Origin of the sequence: Microbulbifer hydrolyticus, from assembly GCF_009931115.1 — a bacterium.
GTDB lineage: Bacteria > Pseudomonadota > Gammaproteobacteria > Pseudomonadales > Cellvibrionaceae > Microbulbifer > Microbulbifer hydrolyticus.
The window spans coordinates 3,286,512-3,305,249 of sequence record NZ_CP047491.1 but is presented as its reverse complement, the minus strand read 5'-3'; the positions used below and the strand labels follow the sequence as shown (position 1 = coordinate 3,305,249).

13 protein-coding genes and 2 tRNA genes are annotated in these 18,738 nt (G+C 58.8%); 11 read left to right on the top strand and 4 right to left on the bottom strand.

Annotated elements, in window-relative coordinates:
* Positions 1 to 13: 13 nt before the first annotated feature.
* From GTQ55_RS14135 to GTQ55_RS14125, 3 genes are all read right to left on the bottom strand, one after another.
* Positions 14 to 1,039, bottom strand: coding sequence for a zinc-binding alcohol dehydrogenase family protein (locus GTQ55_RS14135; RefSeq protein ID WP_161859323.1), 1,026 nt, complete (start codon positions 1,037 to 1,039; stop codon positions 14 to 16).
* A gap of 73 nt (positions 1,040 to 1,112) precedes the next feature.
* Positions 1,113 to 2,294 carry a PepSY-associated TM helix domain-containing protein gene (locus GTQ55_RS14130; protein ID WP_161859322.1) on the bottom strand — a complete coding sequence of 394 codons (1,182 nt, stop codon included), beginning with the start codon at positions 2,292 to 2,294 and terminating at the stop codon, positions 1,113 to 1,115.
* A gap of 62 nt (positions 2,295 to 2,356) precedes the next feature.
* On the bottom strand, positions 2,357 to 4,456 hold the full coding sequence (locus tag GTQ55_RS14125; protein ID WP_161859321.1) for a TonB-dependent receptor: 2,100 nt from the start codon (positions 4,454 to 4,456) through the stop codon (positions 2,357 to 2,359).
* 422 nt (positions 4,457 to 4,878) lie between these two features.
* Between GTQ55_RS14125 and GTQ55_RS14120 the strand changes: the two genes are divergently transcribed.
* The 10 genes from GTQ55_RS14120 (at position 4,879) to GTQ55_RS14075 (ending at position 15,573) form a co-directional block, all read left to right on the top strand.
* A tRNA-Met gene (locus tag GTQ55_RS14120) sits at positions 4,879 to 4,955 on the top strand.
* Positions 4,956 to 5,007: 52 nt separating this feature from the next.
* Positions 5,008 to 5,084 (top strand) — tRNA-Met (locus tag GTQ55_RS14115).
* A 236-nt stretch (positions 5,085 to 5,320) separates the two neighbouring features.
* A complete protein-coding gene (gene rimP / locus GTQ55_RS14110; protein WP_161859320.1) occupies positions 5,321 to 5,794 on the top strand; it encodes a ribosome maturation factor RimP in 474 nt (157 codons plus the stop codon).
* 92 nt (positions 5,795 to 5,886) lie between these two features.
* On the top strand, positions 5,887 to 7,389 hold the full coding sequence (gene nusA / locus GTQ55_RS14105) for a transcription termination factor NusA (protein ID WP_161859319.1): 1,503 nt from the start codon (positions 5,887 to 5,889) through the stop codon (positions 7,387 to 7,389).
* 141 nt (positions 7,390 to 7,530) lie between these two features.
* Positions 7,531 to 10,353 (top strand): translation initiation factor IF-2, encoded by a 2,823-nt coding sequence (gene infB, locus GTQ55_RS14100; RefSeq protein ID WP_161859318.1) that lies wholly within the window; start codon positions 7,531 to 7,533, stop codon positions 10,351 to 10,353.
* A 175-nt stretch (positions 10,354 to 10,528) separates the two neighbouring features.
* Positions 10,529 to 10,939 carry a 30S ribosome-binding factor RbfA gene (rbfA, locus tag GTQ55_RS14095; RefSeq protein ID WP_161859317.1) on the top strand — a complete coding sequence of 137 codons (411 nt, stop codon included), beginning with the start codon at positions 10,529 to 10,531 and terminating at the stop codon, positions 10,937 to 10,939.
* Positions 10,939 to 11,889, top strand: coding sequence for a tRNA pseudouridine(55) synthase TruB (gene truB, locus GTQ55_RS14090; protein WP_161859316.1), 951 nt, complete (start codon positions 10,939 to 10,941; stop codon positions 11,887 to 11,889). The genes rbfA and truB overlap by 1 nt, the downstream gene beginning before the upstream one ends.
* Before the next feature lie 111 nt (positions 11,890 to 12,000).
* Entirely contained in the window at positions 12,001 to 12,270 is a 270-nt protein-coding gene (rpsO, locus tag GTQ55_RS14085) for a 30S ribosomal protein S15 (RefSeq protein WP_161859315.1), read from the top strand.
* A gap of 259 nt (positions 12,271 to 12,529) precedes the next feature.
* The gene (gene pnp / locus GTQ55_RS14080; RefSeq protein WP_161859314.1) at positions 12,530 to 14,647 is read left to right on the top strand and encodes a polyribonucleotide nucleotidyltransferase; all 2,118 of its coding nucleotides are present in this window, start codon (positions 12,530 to 12,532) and stop codon (positions 14,645 to 14,647) included.
* A gap of 101 nt (positions 14,648 to 14,748) precedes the next feature.
* Positions 14,749 to 15,573, top strand: coding sequence for a sulfite exporter TauE/SafE family protein (locus GTQ55_RS14075; RefSeq protein WP_161859313.1), 825 nt, complete (start codon positions 14,749 to 14,751; stop codon positions 15,571 to 15,573).
* 79 nt (positions 15,574 to 15,652) lie between these two features.
* On the opposite strand, the gene GTQ55_RS14070 is transcribed toward GTQ55_RS14075, so the two are convergent.
* Positions 15,653 to 17,191, bottom strand: a complete 1,539-nt coding sequence (locus GTQ55_RS14070; protein WP_161859312.1) for a peptide MFS transporter — start codon at positions 17,189 to 17,191, stop codon at positions 15,653 to 15,655.
* Between the two features lie 190 nt (positions 17,192 to 17,381).
* Between GTQ55_RS14070 and GTQ55_RS14065 the strand changes: the two genes are divergently transcribed.
* Complete coding sequence (locus GTQ55_RS14065) at positions 17,382 to 18,668, top strand: tetratricopeptide repeat protein (RefSeq protein WP_161860180.1); 1,287 nt, start codon at positions 17,382 to 17,384, stop codon at positions 18,666 to 18,668.
* The last annotated feature ends 70 nt before the right edge of the window (positions 18,669 to 18,738 follow it).

Genomic DNA, 18,738 nt, shown 5'->3' with positions numbered 1-18,738 from the left:
GTGCGGGGTGGGGTCACTCCCACCCCGCCAGCACAATCTTTCCAATCGTACTTCCTGTCTCCAGCTGACGATGGGCGAGGCGCAGGTTGGTGGCATTGATGGGCTCGATGGTTTCTCCCACCGTGGTCACCAGCGTTTCCCGGTCGATCAGTTCGGCGATGCGGTTGAGCAATACGCCCTGCTGTTCCATGTCTTCGGTCTGGAACATGGCGCGGGTGAACATGAACTCCCACACAAACGTCGCACTTTTGGCTTTCAGCAGGCCGATTTCCAGGGGCGCCGTATTTTCCACAATGGTGCAGATTTTCCCCTGGGGCTTGATCGCACTGGCCATCGCTGGAAAGTGCTGGTCGGTATTGTTCAGGCACAGAATATAATCGACGTTTTCAAAGCCGATGTCTTTCAGCTCCTGGTCCAGCGGGTTGCGGTGATTCACCACATGCCGGGCACCCATTTCCTTCACCCACATGCTGGATTTTGTTCGTGAGGCGGTGGCGATGACGTTTAGCTTGGCGAGTGTGCTCGCCAGCTGAATGGCAATCGAGCCCACTCCACCCGCACCACCGACGATCAGAATCGTTTTCCCGCTGTCTTTGCCCTCGGGCGAAATACCCAGCCGGTCGAACAGTGCTTCCCATGCGGTGATACTGGTCAGTGGCAGTGCCGCCGAGGCCTGGAAGTCCTGGGTGCGGGGCATTTTCCCGACAATACGCTCATCCACCAGCTGGAATTCGCTGTTGCAGCCCGGGCGGGTGATATCGCCGGCGTAAAAAACCCGGTCGCCCTCGGCAAAGTTTTTCACCTCACTGCCAACCGCGACCACTTCGCCGGCTGCGTCCCAGCCGAGAATTTTGGGGGTGGTTTCGGTGACAGGCGTGGCCTTGGGCGCGCGTACCTTGGTGTCTACCGGGTTGACCGCAATGGCCTTGATCGACACCAGCAAGTCGCGTGGGCCGGGCGTGGGGCGGTCTATGTTGAGGTCAGCGAGGGACTCTTCTTTGTCGATCGGCAGGTACTGATGCAGCCCGATGGCTTTCACGGTGGATTTCCTTATCTTCGTTCGGGGAGTGGATTCAAACTAGCAGTTGAACCTTGACGCTGCCAGCGTTGATTCAGGCGGCAGAAGTCTGGCGTATCCGGGCATTGCCGGACGCCGTCGATGCCTTCTGGCGCTGAAGCCGGCGTTTCTTCCACCAGAGGTAGCTGCCGGTGGCGAACAGAAGCGCCGGAACCAAGCCTGCCAAAAGTACCAGCCAGCGTCCAACAATACCGAGGGCATCGCCATTGTGCAGGGGGAACTGCCAGCGCAGGATCTTGTTGCCGAGGGGGATCTCGGTGACGTTCTGTGTCATCAACAGCTCGCCGCTGTACTGGTCCACCCGCGCGATACTCGCACCATAATTGGTCCACGCCTCTCCATCGGCGCGAAACGTCAGGCCGTAGCTGTCGCCTTCATTGCGGGGCAGGTAGATACGCTTGAGCACACCGCCGGGGAAGGCGCGTTCGCCGATGGCAACCACTTCGTCGGCGGTCAGTGGCACGCCGCGGTCGGTGCGCGATGGCGGCAGGGCCGGACGTGGCTCGGTGGCGAACAGGCTGCCGACCACGGCTTCCACCTGCTGCGGAAATACCAGGGTCACACCGGAAAAGCTGATCATCAGCAGTAGCGGCAGGAAATAGATTCCAAACACTTTGTGCACGTCGAAATAGAAGCGAAAGCGGTTGCCACTGCGGGATATCGAGAAGGCGCGCTTCCAGTCGCGCTGCCCGTTTTTGCCGTTACTTTTTGCCCTGCTCCGTTTTGGCCACCACAACACCGCGCCCGTTACGCAGAACACCATCAACAGCAGCCCCATCAGCCCGACCACGGTCTTGCCGTTTTTACCGGCCAGCAAGGTGTAATGCAGGCGATAAATCCAGGTCATGGTGTACTCGGGTGTGCCCCAGCCGCGCACGGCGAGCACCTCCGCATCCGTAGGCGACACCGTAACCTCGACAGGTCCGGGAGCGCCCTCCGGCCTCGGGAAGCGGACCACATGCGGGCTGCCGGCCTGCCGCTGGATCATCAGCCGGGTAGGGGAGGGGTTGCCCGGAACGGCGGCCTGGGCCGCGGCAAGGATTTCCGCGTAGCTGGCCGGGTGTGTCGAGGGGCGGAAGGTGACGGTTTCCGGCGCGAGGGTTTCATCCAGCACATGATCGAACACCAGCAGGCTGCCGGTGATTCCGATCAGTGAAAGCAGCAGGCCCAGGAACAGGCCGGCGTACTTGTGCAGGATGAAAAATGTTTTGCGCATGGATAAGAGCTTGTTTTGGTTCGCCTGCAGGGCAGGCGAACATTTTTCGCGGCTACCGCCGATCAGAATACCTTGGAGTAAGACAGGTTCACGCTGCGCCCCAGTCCCTTGAAGTTGCGGGTGTTGTTGCCCGCGGTCTGGGAGTAGTAGGTGAAATAGTCTTCATTGGTCAGGTTCTGCAGGCCCAGGGCAAACTCGCCACCGAGCGCCTTCAGTTGTGCGCTCGCGTCGACAATGGTGTAGCCGTTGAATTCGGTAGTAATTTCACCGGTGCTGTTTTCAAAGTCCCGGTCCAGCAGCCAGTTGGCCTGCAGGCGGGTGCTGAGGTTTTCGGTCCAGCTGCGTGCCCAGCTCAGGTTGAAGCGGTTGGGAGAGATATTGCGACCGTCCAGGTCAGTATCCACCTTGCCGTCGCCATCGTTGTCGTAGCGGCCCTTGGTGTAGGCGTAGCGGACTTCCAGGGTATCGGTGTCGGTCGCAAACCACTGGCCACGCAGCTCGGCGCCATCGATGTCGGTTTTTTCACGCTTTACGCTGTAGATGCCGTCATCGCCCAGAGCCAGGCGCTGTCCAAAATCGGAGTCGGAGGAGTAAACCGCGACCTGCGCTCCAAAGCGCTCGTTGTTGAAGTCGAGGCCCAGTTCATGGTTCTGGGTCAGGATCGGTTTCAGTTCGAGGAAGCTCTCCGCATTCAGGCCCGGCTCACTGATGCCGCGCAGTACCCGGCCGACGTCGGGCATGGAGAAACCTTCGGAGTAGTTGGCGTAGATGCGCAGGCTATCGGTTACCGCGTAGGTTGCGCCGATATTGGCGAGGGTTTCGCTGAACTCGGGGTTGCCACCTTCCACAAACTGGCTGCCATAGGAGGCCAGGGTGGTGAAGTCATCGACGTTCAGTTTGGAGCGCTCATGGCGCACGCCGGCGGTGATGGTCACCTGCTCGATCCCGCTGAATTCGGCCTGCGCGTAAGGTGCCGTGCTTTTGTACTTGGTTGGTGGAACCCAGGCGCGGCCGGTCTGTACCAGCTGCTGCCAGGTTTCGTCCTGCAGCAGGTCGACACCATAGGCCAGGCTGATTGCGCTGCCGGCGATATCGTCCTTGATCAGGGTCAGTTTCAGGCCGCGCTTTTCCGAGTTGTTCTGGGACTGGTCAAAGATTTCATCGCCGTAGGCGGGGTCCTGGAAGGTACCGAAGGTGCCGCCCCCGTAAGTGCCGGCGAAGTCCTGGGAAAATACCTGGGCACGTACTTTCTGGCCGAACAGGTCTTCGTTGCTGTACTGCAGATTGATGGTGGTGACCTCGTTGGAGGGCGCATCGCCGGGTACCGGGGCTTCGACGGCGGTGGTGGCAATGCCGGCGGCGATATCGCCGTCCACGCTCAACCAGTTGTTGTTGCCCTCCACCAGAAAGCGGTTGACGGTCAGCTGTACGCGCTGGTCGTCCCAGCTGTAGCCAGTCTTGATAAAGGCATTGGTAGTTTCACTGTCCATGGTATCGCCCTGGGTATTGTCGAAACCGACAATATCGCCATTGGCGTCATAGCCGACACCGCTACTGCGGTAGGTAACGCTCGCCAGTACATCCACTGCGTCCACTTTGCCGGAGAGGCTGTAGCTGCCGTTGTATCCCGCGGATTCACCCAAGTCCTCACTCTGAAGTGCAGACTCGACACGCACGCTCTGCTGGAACTCGTCGCTGGGGGTGCGGCTAACCAGGTTGATGATGCCGCCTGAAGCCCCCATGCCGTGAATCGCGTTGGCACCGTGGATCACTTCCACGCGCTCCAGTACCAGCGGGTCGATGGTGTGGCCGTCGCGCCCGCCATTGCGCAGCGGGTTGGACTGGGGCACGCCGTCGATCAGGTACAGCGGCTTGCGGCCGCGCAGGCTCTCGCCGGAGCTGGTCATCTTTTGACGGCTGGGGGAGAAGCTGGGGATCAGGTTGCCGAGAATGGTCGACAGGTCGCTGGTGGCGGCCATCTGGCTGGTCAGTTCCTGCTGGTCGATCAGGGTGACGGTGTTGGGGATCGCGCTCAGGGGCTTTTCGGTACGGCTGGCTGTTACGACAACTTCTTCCTCTATAAGGGAATCCGTTTCCGCGGCGAAGGTGGCTGTGCTGGCAGTCGCAATGGCCAGGGCAATAGAAGTCTTCAGGCAGCGCATGCGGGGCTCCTAATACGATGTTGTGTGAATTTATATAAGTCGGGGGCAGCAAGGACTTCAGGCCGCACCGCGGTTGCGGCGTATCCGGCACTCGGGGCGGGCTGCTCCGGTGGCTGGACGTCGCGTTTGTGATGATTTGGCGAGATACTAAAGAAAATGAGAATTGATATCAATTGCGATGGTGTAAATATTTTTTCGTGCCCTCTCCACCGTCTCGAACGAGCGCGAGAGTGGCGTAATATATGGCCTTGCGAGGGTGTGGTGTGACGACGCGCGAGTCGCATTCACCGGGTGGCGGAAGAAATGACAAATGTGGCTTGACTCCCCGGGGGGCGGTCAATAGAATGCGCAGCCTCTGAGCGGTTGGGGCAACCCACCGCAGGAAACCGAACTTTACCAGGGGCGGTTTCCAGGGTCGTTGGTGCGGGGTGGAGCAGCCTGGTAGCTCGTCGGGCTCATAACCCGAAGGTCGTAGGTTCAAATCCTGCCCCCGCTACCAAATTCTGCTTATACTTCATGAGGTCTAAGCGGTCGCCAAACCCTAGAGTTGTTGCGGGGTGGAGCAGCCTGGTAGCTCGTCGGGCTCATAACCCGAAGGTCGTAGGTTCAAATCCTGCCCCCGCTACCAAATTCTGTAGCCACATGTAGTAATATGTGACTACGCAGTAAAAGCCCCTGTTAGGGGCTTTTTCGTATCTGCGGCAAACAGGCCTGTCCTGGTTTGCCATCCGAATGGGCCGGGAGTCGGCGCCGCGGTTTCTCATTCGGACCGTGGGGCTAGCTTCGCTGCCCATTTTTTGTTTTTGCAACGTGCAGATGCCGTTGCACATCTGCCCCGGCCGATCGCCGGGCCAAAGTGGTGATATGGCAAGCAAGCGCGAAATTTTGGAAGAGCTTCTGGCTCCGGTGGTCGAGTCACTGGATTGTGAGCTGTGGGGGATCGATTACCAGACCCACGGCCGCAACGCCCTGCTGCGGATCTATATCGATGCGGAGCGTGGAATTTCCGTGGAAGACTGCGAGAAGGTCAGCCGCCAGGTCAGTGCGGTAATGGACGTGGAAGACCCGATCAACAGCCGCTACACCCTGGAAGTGTCATCCCCGGGTATGGATCGGCCGCTGTACAAGCTTGAGCAGTACCAGCGCTTTATCGGCGCGCAGGTGGAATTGCGACTGCGCATGCCTCTGGATGGGCAGCGTAAATGGCGCGGCCTGCTGGCTGGCGTGGAGGGGGATGAAATAGTCCTGCGAATCGACAGCGAAAATGAATATCTGTTGCCGATCGATAGTATCGAGAGAGCGAATATCGTCCCGACGTTCGAGGGCGGAAAGAAGTAAGGGCAATGCATTAGTAGCCGGCGGCGCTGTCGTAACAGCGGTCACCGAAGCATTGGATAGTCAGTACGTAGCGTTTTTGAAGAGGCAGCTGAATGAACAAAGAAATCTTGCTGGTAGCCGAGGCGGTTTCCAACGAGAAAGGCGTTGACCGGGATATTATTTTCCAGGCAATTGAGGCGGCCCTTGCAACGGCCACCAAGAAGCGCTACGACGAAGATTCCACCATCGAGGTCATCATCGACCGCAGGACCGGCGACTACGATACTTTCCGTAGCTGGGAAGTAGTAGACGACGACACCCTCGCGGAGTTGGGCACCCAGTTCACTCTGGAAGAAGCCCACGAGAAGGATACCGAGCTGAAAGCCGGTGATGTTTACCGCGAGCAGGTTGAAAACGTCGAGTTCGGTCGTATCGCTGCGCAGACCGCCAAACAGGTGATCGTGCAGAAGGTACGCGAAGCCGAGCGCGCCAAAATTGTCGATGAATATCGCGATCGAGTCGGCGACCTGGTAAGCGGTACCGTGAAAAAGGTAACCCGCGACTTTATTGCGGTGGACCTTGGTAACAACGCCGAAGCGCGCCTGCCGCGTGATCAGCTGGTCGGCCGTGAAATTTTCCGCCTGGGTGACCGCGTGCGCGCCATCCTGCTGGAGATTCAGCCGGAAGCCCGCGGTCCGCAACTGATGCTGAGCCGCTCCTGCCCGGAGATGCTGATCGAGCTGTTCCGCATCGAGGTGCCGGAAATTTCCGAGCAGGTGATCGAGATCCGCGGTGCTGCACGTGATCCGGGCCTGCGCGCCAAGATCGCCGTGAACACCAATGACGGTCGTATCGACCCGGTAGGCGCCTGTGTTGGCATGCGCGGTGCACGGGTTCAGGCGGTTTCCAATGAGCTGTCTGGCGAGCGTGTCGATATCGTGCTGTGGGACGACAACCCCGCCCAGTTCGTGATCAATGCCATGGCGCCCGCAGAAATCGAGTCCATCGTGGTGGATGAAGATGCCGGTTCCATGGACGTTGCTGTCGCAGAAGAAAACCTGGCCATGGCCATCGGCCGCAGTGGCCAGAACGTGCGCCTCGCGTCCGAGCTGACCCAGTGGCAGATCAATGTAATGAGCATTGAAGACTGGCAGGCCAAGCAGGAAGCCGAGTCCGGGAGCATCATGGAAGTCTTCATGGAGCGCCTGGATATCGACGAAGACGTCGCCGGCGTGCTGGTAGACGAAGGCTTCACTTCTCTCGAGGAAGTGGCCTATGTACCGCTGGAAGAAATGCTCGGTATCGAGGGCTTCGACGAAGAGATCGCCGAAGAACTGCGTGCCCGTGCGAAAGACGCCCTGCTGACTCAGGCGCTGGCCTCGGAAGAGGAGCTGGACGCTTCAGAGCCGCAGGAAGACCTGCTGAATATGGAAGGCATGGATCGTCAGCTGGCATTCCAGCTGGCAAGCCGTGGTGTGGCTTCCATGGAAGACCTCGCAGAGCAGGCCGTGGATGACCTGTTGGACATTGAAGGTATGGACCAGGAACGTGCCGCAGCGCTGATTATGAAAGCTCGCGAACCCTGGTTCGCCGACGACAGTGACCAAGAGGCTTAATGCCCGAGTGCCGGGCGAGAGCCCGGCCCCGCGCACCACTGTGCTGTGTGTGCGCCCCGAATTGCCTGCTCAGCAGGCCAAGGGTGGAGCAGTAAAATGAACTAATACTGCTCCGCCACAAGCGACTTTTTAGGAGAAAGAATGGCCGAAGTAACAGTTAGCGAACTCGCCAAATCGGTAGGTGCCACCGAAGAGCGTCTGCTCAAGCAGATGCAGGAAGCGGGTTTGCCCCACACTTCAGCAGATGCGACCGTATCCGCAGAAGAGAAGCAGGTCCTGCTTAACTTCCTGAAAAGTAGTCACGGGGAGCAGGCTGCTGCACCGAAGAAGATTACCCTCAAGCGAAAAACCACTACGACGCTCAAGACCGGATCTGGCACCGGCCGAAAGACCGTGAACGTGGAAGTCCGCAAGAAGCGCACCTATGTAAAACGCGCAGGTGCAGAAAGCGAGGCTGAACTGGATACCTCCGCACTGCAGAAGGCCGAGGAAGAGCTGGCAGCGGCGGAAAAAGCAGCCGCCGAGCGCGCCCTCGCTGAGCAAGAGGCTGCCGAAGCCGATGCCAAGGCCCGCGCCGCAGAAGAGGCGAAGGCCAAGCAGGAAGCGGAAGAGGCTGCCAAGGCCAAGCAGGAAGCGGAAGCCAAAGCCGCCGAAGAGGCTGCCGTGAGCGCCGAACCTGAGAAGGCCGAAGAGCCGGTAGAGGCCAAGGCCGAGCCCAAGCCAAAACCCGCCAAGCCCGAGCCCACGCCAATTCGCTCTACCTATGTCGATGATATAGAAGCCATGCGTATTGCCGCGATGGAGCGTCGTAAAAAAGCAAACGAGCGCGAAGCGGCCGAGCTGGAAGAGAAGAAGGCCAAGGTAGAAGCCGAGCGTGCGCGTCTTGAACAAGAGCAGAAAGACCGCGCGGAACAGGCCAAGCAGAAGCCGGCAGCAGAGGCCGCTACCACCGCTGCCGCGGCCAAACCCGGTTTGCGTCGTAAAGTGGAAGCGGAAGCGACCACTGATCGCGACGACGACGAGCCGCGCAAGCGCCGCAGCCGTCGCAGCAAGAGTGGCCCCAAGAAGTCCAGCAAGACTTCTCTGTACGATGCTGCACTGGAAGCCTTTGAAAGTGACGAGGAAGAGAAGCGCAGCACCCGCTCGCTGTCTCGCCCGACGCTGAAAGTAAAGAACACACACGGCTTCAAGCGGCCGACAGGAAAGCAAGTGTACGAAGTGCAACTGGGTGAGACGATCACCGTCGGCGATCTTGCCAAGCAGTTGAATGTCAAAGCCGGTGAACTGATCAAGCGCATGATGAAAATGGGCGAAATGGTCACCATCAACCAGAGCCTGGATCGCGATACCGCGACCCTGATCGTCGAAGAGATGGGTCACAAGGTTGTCCTGCGCTCCGAGAACGAGCTGGAAGAGAAACTGGTCGCCCAGTCCCAGGATATCGAGGGCGAAGAGGTGTCCCGCGCACCGGTAGTGACCGTAATGGGTCACGTCGACCACGGTAAAACCTCTCTGCTGGACTACATCCGCGAGACCAAAGTGGCATCTGGCGAAGCCGGCGGTATTACCCAGCACATCGGTGCTTATCGGGTGAAGACCAGCCAGGGCGAGATCGCCTTCCTGGATACCCCGGGACACGCGGCGTTTACCGCCATGCGCGCCCGCGGTGCCAAGGCTACCGATGTGGTCATCCTGGTGGTGGCGGCAGATGACGGTGTCATGCCGCAGACCGAAGAAGCGGTTGCCCACTCCAAGGCGGCGGGTGTGCCGCTGGTTGTCGCGATCAACAAATGTGACAAGGAATCGGCCGATCCGGATCGTGTGAAGAACGAACTGGCCGCGAAAGACGTTATCCCGGAAGACTGGGGTGGCGATACCCAGTTTATCGAGGTGTCTGCGCACACCGGTCAGGGCATCGATGAACTGCTGGAAGCGGTTTCCCTGCAGTCCGAAATGCTGGAGCTGAAAGCCAAGGTCGGAGTACCGGCCAGCGGTGTGGTGATTGAATCCCGCCTGGAAAAAGGCCGCGGTGTGGTTGCCACCCTGCTGGTCCAGAACGGCGAGCTGAAGCGCGGTGATATCGTGCTGGCAGGCCAGAGCTACGGTCGCGTACGTGCGATGACCAACGAGCTGGGCAAATCCGTCAAGGAAGCCGGCCCGTCCACCCCGGTCGAACTGCTGGGTCTGGATGCCACGCCGAATGCCGGTGACGAATTCCTGGTGGTTGCAGACGAGCGCAAGGCCCGTGAAGTGGCCGAGCAGCGCGCGGACAAAGAGCGTCGCGAGCGCATGCAGCGCCAGCAGGCCGCCAAGCTGGAAAACATGTTTGCCAACATGGAAGCCGGTGAGAAGAAAGTACTGCCGGTTATCGTAAAAGCCGACGTGCGCGGCTCTCTGGAAGCCATCCAGTCCGCGCTGGCGGAAATCGGTAACGAAGAAGTGTCCGTGAATGTGGTATCCAGTGGCGTGGGTGGTATTGCCGAAAACGATATCAACCTGGCACTGACCTCCGGCGCAATCGTGATCGGCTTCAACACCCGTGCGGATGTTGCCGCGCGCAAGCTGGCGGAAACCGAGAGCGTGGAAATCCGCTACTACAGCGTGATCTACAACCTGCTGGACGAAGTGAAGCAGGCCCTGTCCGGGATGCTGGATCCGGAGCTGCGCGAAGAGATCGTCGGTATCGCACAGGTGCGGGATGTATTCCGCTCGCCTAAGTTTGGCGCAATTGCCGGCTGTATGGTCACTGAGGGTACCGTATACCGCAACAAGCCGATCCGTGTACTTCGCGATAACGTGGTGATCTACCAGGGCGAACTGGAGTCCCTGCGTCGCTTCAAGGACGACGTCCAGGAAGTCCGCAACGGTATGGAGTGTGGTATCGGCGTTAAGGACTACAATGACGTCAAGCCTGGCGACCAGATCGAAGTCTTCGACATCGTCAAGGTAGCCCGCGAACTCTGAGTTTTTGCTGGGTTAGGTTCAGATGATGGGCGGCACATGGAGGTGCCGCCGCCGGCAAGCTGCCGGCGTGAGCCTGACGGTTGTCAGCAGTTCCTGGTAACTGCGCCTGCAGCTTTCAGGCGACGATAAAACCGTTCCGGGAGAACGGTTTTTTCCGTAGGTAAATAGGTAAAAAATGGCCAAAGAATTTCATCGTGCTGACCGGGTAGCCGACGCCATGCGTCGCGAGCTGGCCCGGCTGATTCAGCACGAAGTGCGCGACCCGCGTGTTGGCATGGTCAATGTCAATGATGTGGAAGTGAGCCGCGACCTCGCCACCGCCAAGGTGTTTGTGACCCTGGTAGGTGAGGACGACCGCAGCAAGATCGATATCTCCATGGAGGCGCTGAACAAAGCCGCGGGATTCCTGCGCAGCCAGCTCGCCAAGGAGATCCAGATGCGCTCGATCCCCCGTCTGCATTTCCGCTATGACGAAACCTCCGTGCGCGGCCAGCACCTCTCGGCGCTGATCGAAAAGGCGGTCAAGTCGGACAAGAGCAAATCAGAAGACGGCGACCAGGATGTCGACCAAGATAGCGACGACTGATGGGCCGCAGACCTAAATGGGGCCGGCAGATCGACGGGGTTTTGTTGCTCAACAAGCCCGCCGGCATTTCTGCCAACGACGCCCTGCAGAGAGCCAAGCGCCTGTTCTTCGCCAACCGCGCGGGGCATACCGGTGCGCTGGATCCCCTGGCAACCGGTGTGCTGCCGATCTGTTTCGGTGAGGCGACCAAGTTTTCCCAGTACCTGCTCGACGCGGACAAGCGCTACCGCAGCACTTTCTGTTTCGGCATGACCACGGAAACCGGCGATGCCGATGGTAATGTGGTGGCAACCAGCGACGCATCCGGACTTACTGAACAGCAGGTGCGGGATGCCATGGCGGCATTTCGCGGTACCATCAGCCAGGTGCCCTCCATGTACTCCGCCCTCAAGCACAATGGCCAGCCGCTGTACAAGCTGGCGCGTCAGGGCATTGAGGTAGAGCGGGAAGCGCGCGAAGTCGAGATTTTTTCCTACGAGCTGCTGAAGTTCATCCCTGCGGCGGAGGCGCCCGACAAGCTGCCGCGAGCGGAGGTCGAGGTGCACTGCTCCAAGGGCACCTATGTCCGCAGCCTGGCCGAGGATCTCGGCAAGGCGCTGGGTGTGGGCGCGTTTGTGGAAAAACTCCACCGCAGCGCCGCCGGCCCCTATCTGGAGGAAGATGCGGTCACTCTGGACGAACTGACCGAGGAGCGCGGTGAAGACCGCGCGGAAGTGCTGGATCACCACCTGCTACCGGCGGATTCACCCGCCTCAGGCCTGCCCAAGATGATCCTCGCGGATGACACAGGTTACTATCTGCGTCAGGGACAGCCGGTAATGGATCTGCAGGTCTACCGCTTGGGCGATGAAGGTGATATGGTGCGCCTCTTCCTGGAAAGTGGTGAATTTCTAGGCGTTGGAGAGATTACTGATGACGGACGGGTTGCACCCCGTCGGTTGGTAAAATAAACCGGAAACGGCCTGCTTGCAGGTGGATCCGGTTTTTCATGACTAGCTGGTCTGTAAACATGCACGGGCCAGCCGAATTTTCAAAGCATGTTACGAACGAGGTAATTCGTTATGGCACTGTCTGCAAACGAAAAAGCAGCCATCCTGAAAGAGCATGGCCAGTCTGAAGGTGATACCGGTTCTCCGGAAGTCCAGGTAGCCCTGCTGACTGCCAACATCAACAAGCTTCAGGGTCACTTTGCTTCCCACAAGCAAGACCACCACTCTCGTCGTGGTCTGATCCGCATGGTAAACCAGCGTCGTAAGCTGCTGGACTACCTGAAGCGCAAGGATCTGAGCCGTTACGCACAGCTGATCGCCAAGCTCGGCCTGCGTCGCTAAGACCCTGCAATGCCCGCCCCTCGGCGGGCATTGTTCTATATAGAATTCGGGTTCCTGAAGTACGCAGCAGATGTACCCGGGAACCGAGGGCGAAAGCCCGAAACAATTTCCGCTGTCGGTCCGCCGTCAGCGGATTTTGGCGTTTGTGTGGTCCGCAGTGTGGGTACGCAGCGCAGGATGAACAGCGAGTTTGTTCATCACATGTAGGCAAAGCGTTGCTGGAATGGGCCAGCACGCAAAGGAAACAGGAAAGATACTAGTGAATCCAGTAACCAAAACCTTCCAGTACGGAAAAGACCAGGTCACCATCGAGACCGGCCGTATCGCACGCCAGGCAACAGGCGCAGCGCTGGTCACCATGGGTGAAACCGTAGTGCTGTGTACCGTAGTTGGTGCCAAGGAAGCCAAGCCAGACCAGGGCTTCTTCCCGCTGTCCGTGCACTATGTAGAAAAGGCCTACGCGGCCGGCAAAATTCCCGGTGGCTTCTTCAAGCGTGAAGGCCGCCCGTCAGAGAAAGAAACCCTGACCTCCCGTCTGATCGATCGCCCGATCCGTCCGCTGTTCCCGAATGGCTTCATGAATGAAGTACAGGTAATGATCACTGTACTGTCCGCGGAAAAAGACGTAGATCCGGATATCGCCGGCATGATCGGTACTTCTGCGGCACTGTCTGTGTCCGGCATTCCCTTCAGCGGCCCGATCGGCGCTGCGCGCGTAGGTTACTCCGAGAAAGACGGCTACCTGCTGAACCCGCGTTACAGCGAGCTGAAAGAATCCGAGCTGGACATGGTTGTGGCCGGTACCAAAGATGCGGTACTGATGGTTGAGTCCGAAGCCAAAGAGCTGCCTGAAGACATCATGCTGGGCGCGGTGCTGTTCGCTCACCAGGAAATGCAGGCGGTGGTAAAGGTCTGTGAAGAACTTAAGGCTGAAGCAGGCAAGCCTACCTGGGACTGGCAGCCGGAAGCGGTGAACGAAGAGCTGAAATCCGCCCTGGAAGCACAGTTTGGCGAAAAAGTTGCCGAAGCGTACAAAATTACCGACAAGCAGCAGCGTACCACCCGTCTGGGTGAGCTGCGCAACGAAGCGGCGGAAGCCCTGGCGAGCGACGAAGTCGACGAAGGTACCGTCAAGAGCTACTTCGGCAAGCTTGAGAAGAAAACCGTGCGTGGTGCCGTGGTTCGCGGCGAGCCTCGTATCGACGGCCGCGACACCAAAACCGTACGTCCGATCAGCGTAGAAGTGGGCGTGCTGCCGAAAGGTCACGGCTCCGCACTGTTCACCCGTGGTGAAACCCAGGCGCTGGTCGTTTCCACGCTGGGTGCGACTCGCGATGCCCAGATCATCGACGCCCTGGAAGGCGAGCGCAAAGACTACTTCATGCTGCACTACAACTTCCCTCCCTACTCGGTAGGTGAAGCGGGTCGTGTAGGCGCTACCGGTCGTCGCGAAATCGGCCACGGCCGCCTGGCCCGCCGCGGTATCGCTGCGGTACTGCCGGATCCGGAATCCTTCCCTTACACCCTGCGTGTGGTTTCCGAAATCACCGAATCCAACGGTTCCAGCTCCATGGCATCCGTATGTGGTTCCAGCCTGGCGCTGATGGATGCGGGCGTACCGTTGAAAGCACCGGTAGCCGGTATCGCCATGGGCCTGGTGAAGGAAGACGAAGGCTTCGCCGTTCTGACCGACATCCTGGGTGACGAAGACCACCTGGGCGACATGGACTTCAAGGTAGCCGGTACCGCTTCTGGTGTGACTGCGCTGCAGATGGACATCAAGATCGAAGGAATCACCGAAGAGATCATGGAAACCGCTCTGGAGCAGGCCCTGCACGCACGTCTGCATATCCTGGCGGAAATGAACAAGGTGATCGGTGAGTCCCGCTCCGTGGTGAACGAGAATGCACCGCGCTACGCCACCCTGAAGATCCATCCGGACAAGATCCGCGACGTGATTGGTAAAGGCGGCGCGACCATCCGTTCCATCACCGAAGAGACCGGTGCTTCCATCGATATCGAAGACGATGGCAGCATCAAGGTATTCGGTGAAGACGGTGAGAGCCTGGAAGCGGCGGTAACCCGCATCGAGGAAATCACTGCGGAAGCCGAGATTGGCGCCATCTACGAAGGTAAGGTTGTTCGCATCGTCGACTTCGGTGCATTCGTGAACTTCCTGCCGGGTAAAGACGGTCTGGTACACATCTCCCAGATCGCCGAAGAGCGTGTAAACGCGGTTACCGATTACCTGAGCGAAGGCCAGATGGTGAAGGTCAAGGTGCTGGACGTGGACCAGCGCGGCCGTATCAAGCTGTCCATCAAGGAAGCCAAAGCCGAAGAAGCCGAGCAGGCGGATGAGGCTACTGGCGAGGAGTAATCCTCACCGCCCCGCGCTTTCATTGAAAGGCGCGGGATTGCATTAGAAAAGCGGTGGCTAGATGCCACCGTTTTTTTTGCCTGAAATTTGTTGGGGACGTTATGGAAGTGCTTTTGATTTACCTGTTACTGGGCATGGGCGCGGGTACCATCGCCGGCCTGTTCGGTGTTGGTGGTGGCCTGATCATCGTGCCCGCCCTGGTGCTGGTGTTCACGGCGCAGGGCGTCGCCCCGGAAATCCTTACCCACATGGCGGTGGGCACATCGCTTGCCACCATCATTGTTACTTCCATCAGCTCTATCCGCACACACCACGGCAAGCGCGCCGTGGACTGGAAGGTTGTCGCCACCATGGCCCCGGGGATACTGCTTGGCTCCTGGCTGGGCGGGATGACTGCAGACTGGCTGAGCGGTGCCTGGCTACAATTCCTGATTGGAATTTTTGCCGTGGGTATCGCGTTTAAAATGTGGGCTGACGGCTTGCGCAAGGCGGCGCTGCCCACCGACGGCAGCCGGCTGCCGGGCAAGGTAGGGCTTTCCGTTGTGGGCGCCTTTATCGGCTGGGCGTCCGCTATTTTCGGCATTGGTGGGGGCTCGCTTACCGTGCCGTTCCTGTCCCGCTGCCATGTGATCATGCAGCGCGCCGTGGCCACCTCAGCGGCCTGCGGGCTGCCGATTGCGGTAGCCGGGGCGGCGAGCTTTGCAGTGCAGGGCTGGGGCAACGCACAGTTGCCCGCATGGAGCAGCGGCTATATCTACTGGCCGGCGTTCCTGGGCATCGTCCTCGCCAGTACCTGGTTTGCCCGCCTGGGGGCACTGTTGGCACACAAGCTGTCGCCACAGCTGCTTAAAAACTGTTTTGCAGGGTTGCTGTTCATTATCGGCGTGCGATTTATCTGGTTGAACTACTCGGTACTGGCAAGCTGACACACCCATTGTGGGAGCAAATAAAAAGGCCGCTGCGGTTTCCCGCAGCGGCCTTTTTTACATCAAACGATCTCGATGATTACACGGTCTTGCCGGGCGCCTCGGCCGGCTCGATCGGTTCGATATGGTCGTCTTCTGCACCTTTCTCCCAGGCCTTGGACTTCAGGCTGATCAGTGCAATCACAGCACCGATACCAATGCTGAAGATGGCGATCTGGATATAAAGATTCGGCAGTTCAGAGACGTTGTTCGGGTCGAAGTTGCCCGCCAGCAGGCCGGCAATGATGTTGCCGATGGAGTAGGTGAGTACGAACACACCCATCATCTGGCCGGCAAAGCGGCGCGGAGACAGCTTGCTTACCGCACTCAGGGCTACCGGGCTCAGGCAGAGCTCACCCACGGTGTGCAGGAAGTAAGTGGTTACCAGCCACATCGGCGCTACTTTCAGGCCTTGTGCCGCCTGCTGGGCAGCGAAGAACATGACGATAAAGCCGGTCGCCATGATGATCAGGCCAATGGCGCACTTCATGCCGTAGGACGGTGTGATCATGCGCTTGCCGAGATTGATCCACAAAGCGGCGAAGAAAGGCGACAGGATGATGATGAACATCGGGTTCACATTCTGGAACCAGGACGCCGGGATCTCGAAGGAGCCAATAAGGCGGTCGGTGTAGTCACGGCCAAACAGGTTCAGGGAAGAACCCGCCTGCTCGAAGCCGGACCAGAAGCAGGCGGAAGCCACACACACCAGGAACAGGGCCCACATGCGGCGCTTTTCGGTCTGGTTGAGGTTGCCTCCGAAATAGATGTAGGCGTAGTAGGCAAAGAAAATGATGGTAAAGGCGACTGCTACATACTTGGCCACAACGACCGGGTCAAAAGCAATGATGCCGCTCATGGTCAGCGCGGTAACTGCAATCACCGCCGCAACAACGGTCCAGATGGTACCCCAGGCTTTTTTCGCGCCCTGGGTGGTCATGGGGTGTTCCGGCTTGAGGCTGGCGTCGCCCAGGTTGCCAATCGTTTTGCGGTACTGGATCAGGCCAATCGCCATGCCCACGGCAGCGGCGCCAAAGCCCCAGTGCCAGCCCACTTTTTCACCAAAGTAGCCGCACACCATGTAGCCCAGCACGGAGCCGATGTTGATACCCATGTAGTACAGCGCGTAGCCGCTGTCCCGGCGCACGTCATCTTCGGCGTAGAGGTGGCCGACGAGGGCGCTGATATTCGGTTTCAGCAGACCGGTACCCGTCGCGACCAGAATCAGGCCTATAAAGAAGGTGTGGTCGCTGGGAATAGCCAGCACGATATGGCCGCACATAATGATGATGCCGCCGTACCAGACTGTCCTCTGGCCGCCGAGCAGGCGGTCGGCGATCCAGCCACCCGGGAGACCCAGGAAGTACACCGCACCGGTGTAGAGGCCGTAGATGGCGGTGGCAGCTGCTACGGTAAAGGCGAGGCCTTCCTGTTGCAGGCTTGCGGTCATAAAGAGGACCAGCAGCGCACGCATACCGTAGTAGCTCATCCGCTCCCACATTTCGGTGAAGAATAGGGTCGAGAGCCCTTTAGGATGGCCAAAAAAGCCATCGCTGTTCTGTTGCGGTAGTGACGACATATCAGTTGTTCCGATTGTTATATCTTTAACTTGTTATAGCTTTAAATGAGACCCTCCCGAGTGTAACAGCGGTCTGCAAAACTGGCGAATGGTTACAGATGAAACAGGAAATGAACCTGCGAAAGGTATTCCTTCGCGACAAGAATCGTGGAAAATCAGGGATTCGGAAGACGATATGGGGAGAATGACGATGAAAACCCCGGAATATTCTGGGCTGCCAGTGGCGAAGCGGTCACTGGCCCGCCGTTGGCTCGGGAAATCTCTCGCTTTGGGACTGTGTCTGGTGCTGATCGGTGGTTGTGCCGGTACGCCTCCGCAGCAAAGCTCGCCGGTAGATGTCGGCTGGTTGTTATCTGGCAGCGCCATTTTCGGTGGGCCGGTATCCCTGGATGAGTTGCCGGAAGACGATATTCTCGGGTTGGAACCCGAGATGCGTGCCTACCTCGCGCAAGTGGCGCCGGGCGCCAGCCCGCAGCAGCGTCTTGCCGCCCTGCTGCGCGGATTTGAGAGCCGCAAGTTCCGCGTCGAGTACCGGGCCGATCAGACCCTAACCGCCGCGGAGACCTACCGCCAGGAAGTCGGAAATTGCATGGCCTTTACAGTAATGATGGTGGCCATGGCGCGGGAGCTCGGTGCGGATGCCTACTTCAATCAGGTAGAGGTGCCACCGGTGTGGGGGCATGACGAGGAGCATACCTTTGTGGTCTATCGCCACATCAATATGGTGAGTGAAAGCCCCCAAGGACGCCGCGTGGTGGACTTCAACCTCGCCGCCTACGACCCGATCTATGACCAGCGCCGTCTCTCCGATAAAGCAGCCTTCGCCCAGTACTACAGCAACCGCGGACTGGAGTGGATGCAACAGGGCGAGATGCGCGAGGCATTCCGCTATCTGCGCAAGGCGCTGGAATTGCGTCCCGGGGACAGCGACCTGTGGGCCAATCTGGGGGCCTTTTACAGTCGTAATGAAAAATATGGAGCTGCGGAAAAAAGTTACCTGCAGGCACTTCAGCTCGACAGCGGCCACACCATCGCCATGAGCAACCTCGAGCGCCTGTATCGTAAGCAAAAGCAGTTCGAGCTGGCCAACTATTATGCGGACAAAGCCCGCTACCACCGCCAGCGCAACCCCTATTACCTCTACTACCAGGCACGTAACGCCTATGAGCACGGAGATTTCAAAAGTGCCAAGCGGCAGCTGAAGCGCGCCATCTGGCAGTATGAAAACGATCACCGCTTTCATTTTCTGATGGGGCTGACCAGCTATCGTTTGGGCGACTACAAAGACTCTCGCGATCACTTCTTTGAAGCATTCCATCTCGCAGGCAATTCTACGGCCAGGCAGGTATATATGCGAAAGCTGGAACTGATGGATAAAAGCGGATTGGGTGATCAAAAAGAAGGGCGGTCTAGGCTGCGACATAGGGATCCGGGCATTATCAACGTTGACCCCTTGGGCTTGCCAGGAAGATTTTGAAAATGGGAAAGGTAAAAATAGTGCAGTAAGTACTAAAAAAAAGGGGGATGCCAATGGCATCCCCCTTTTT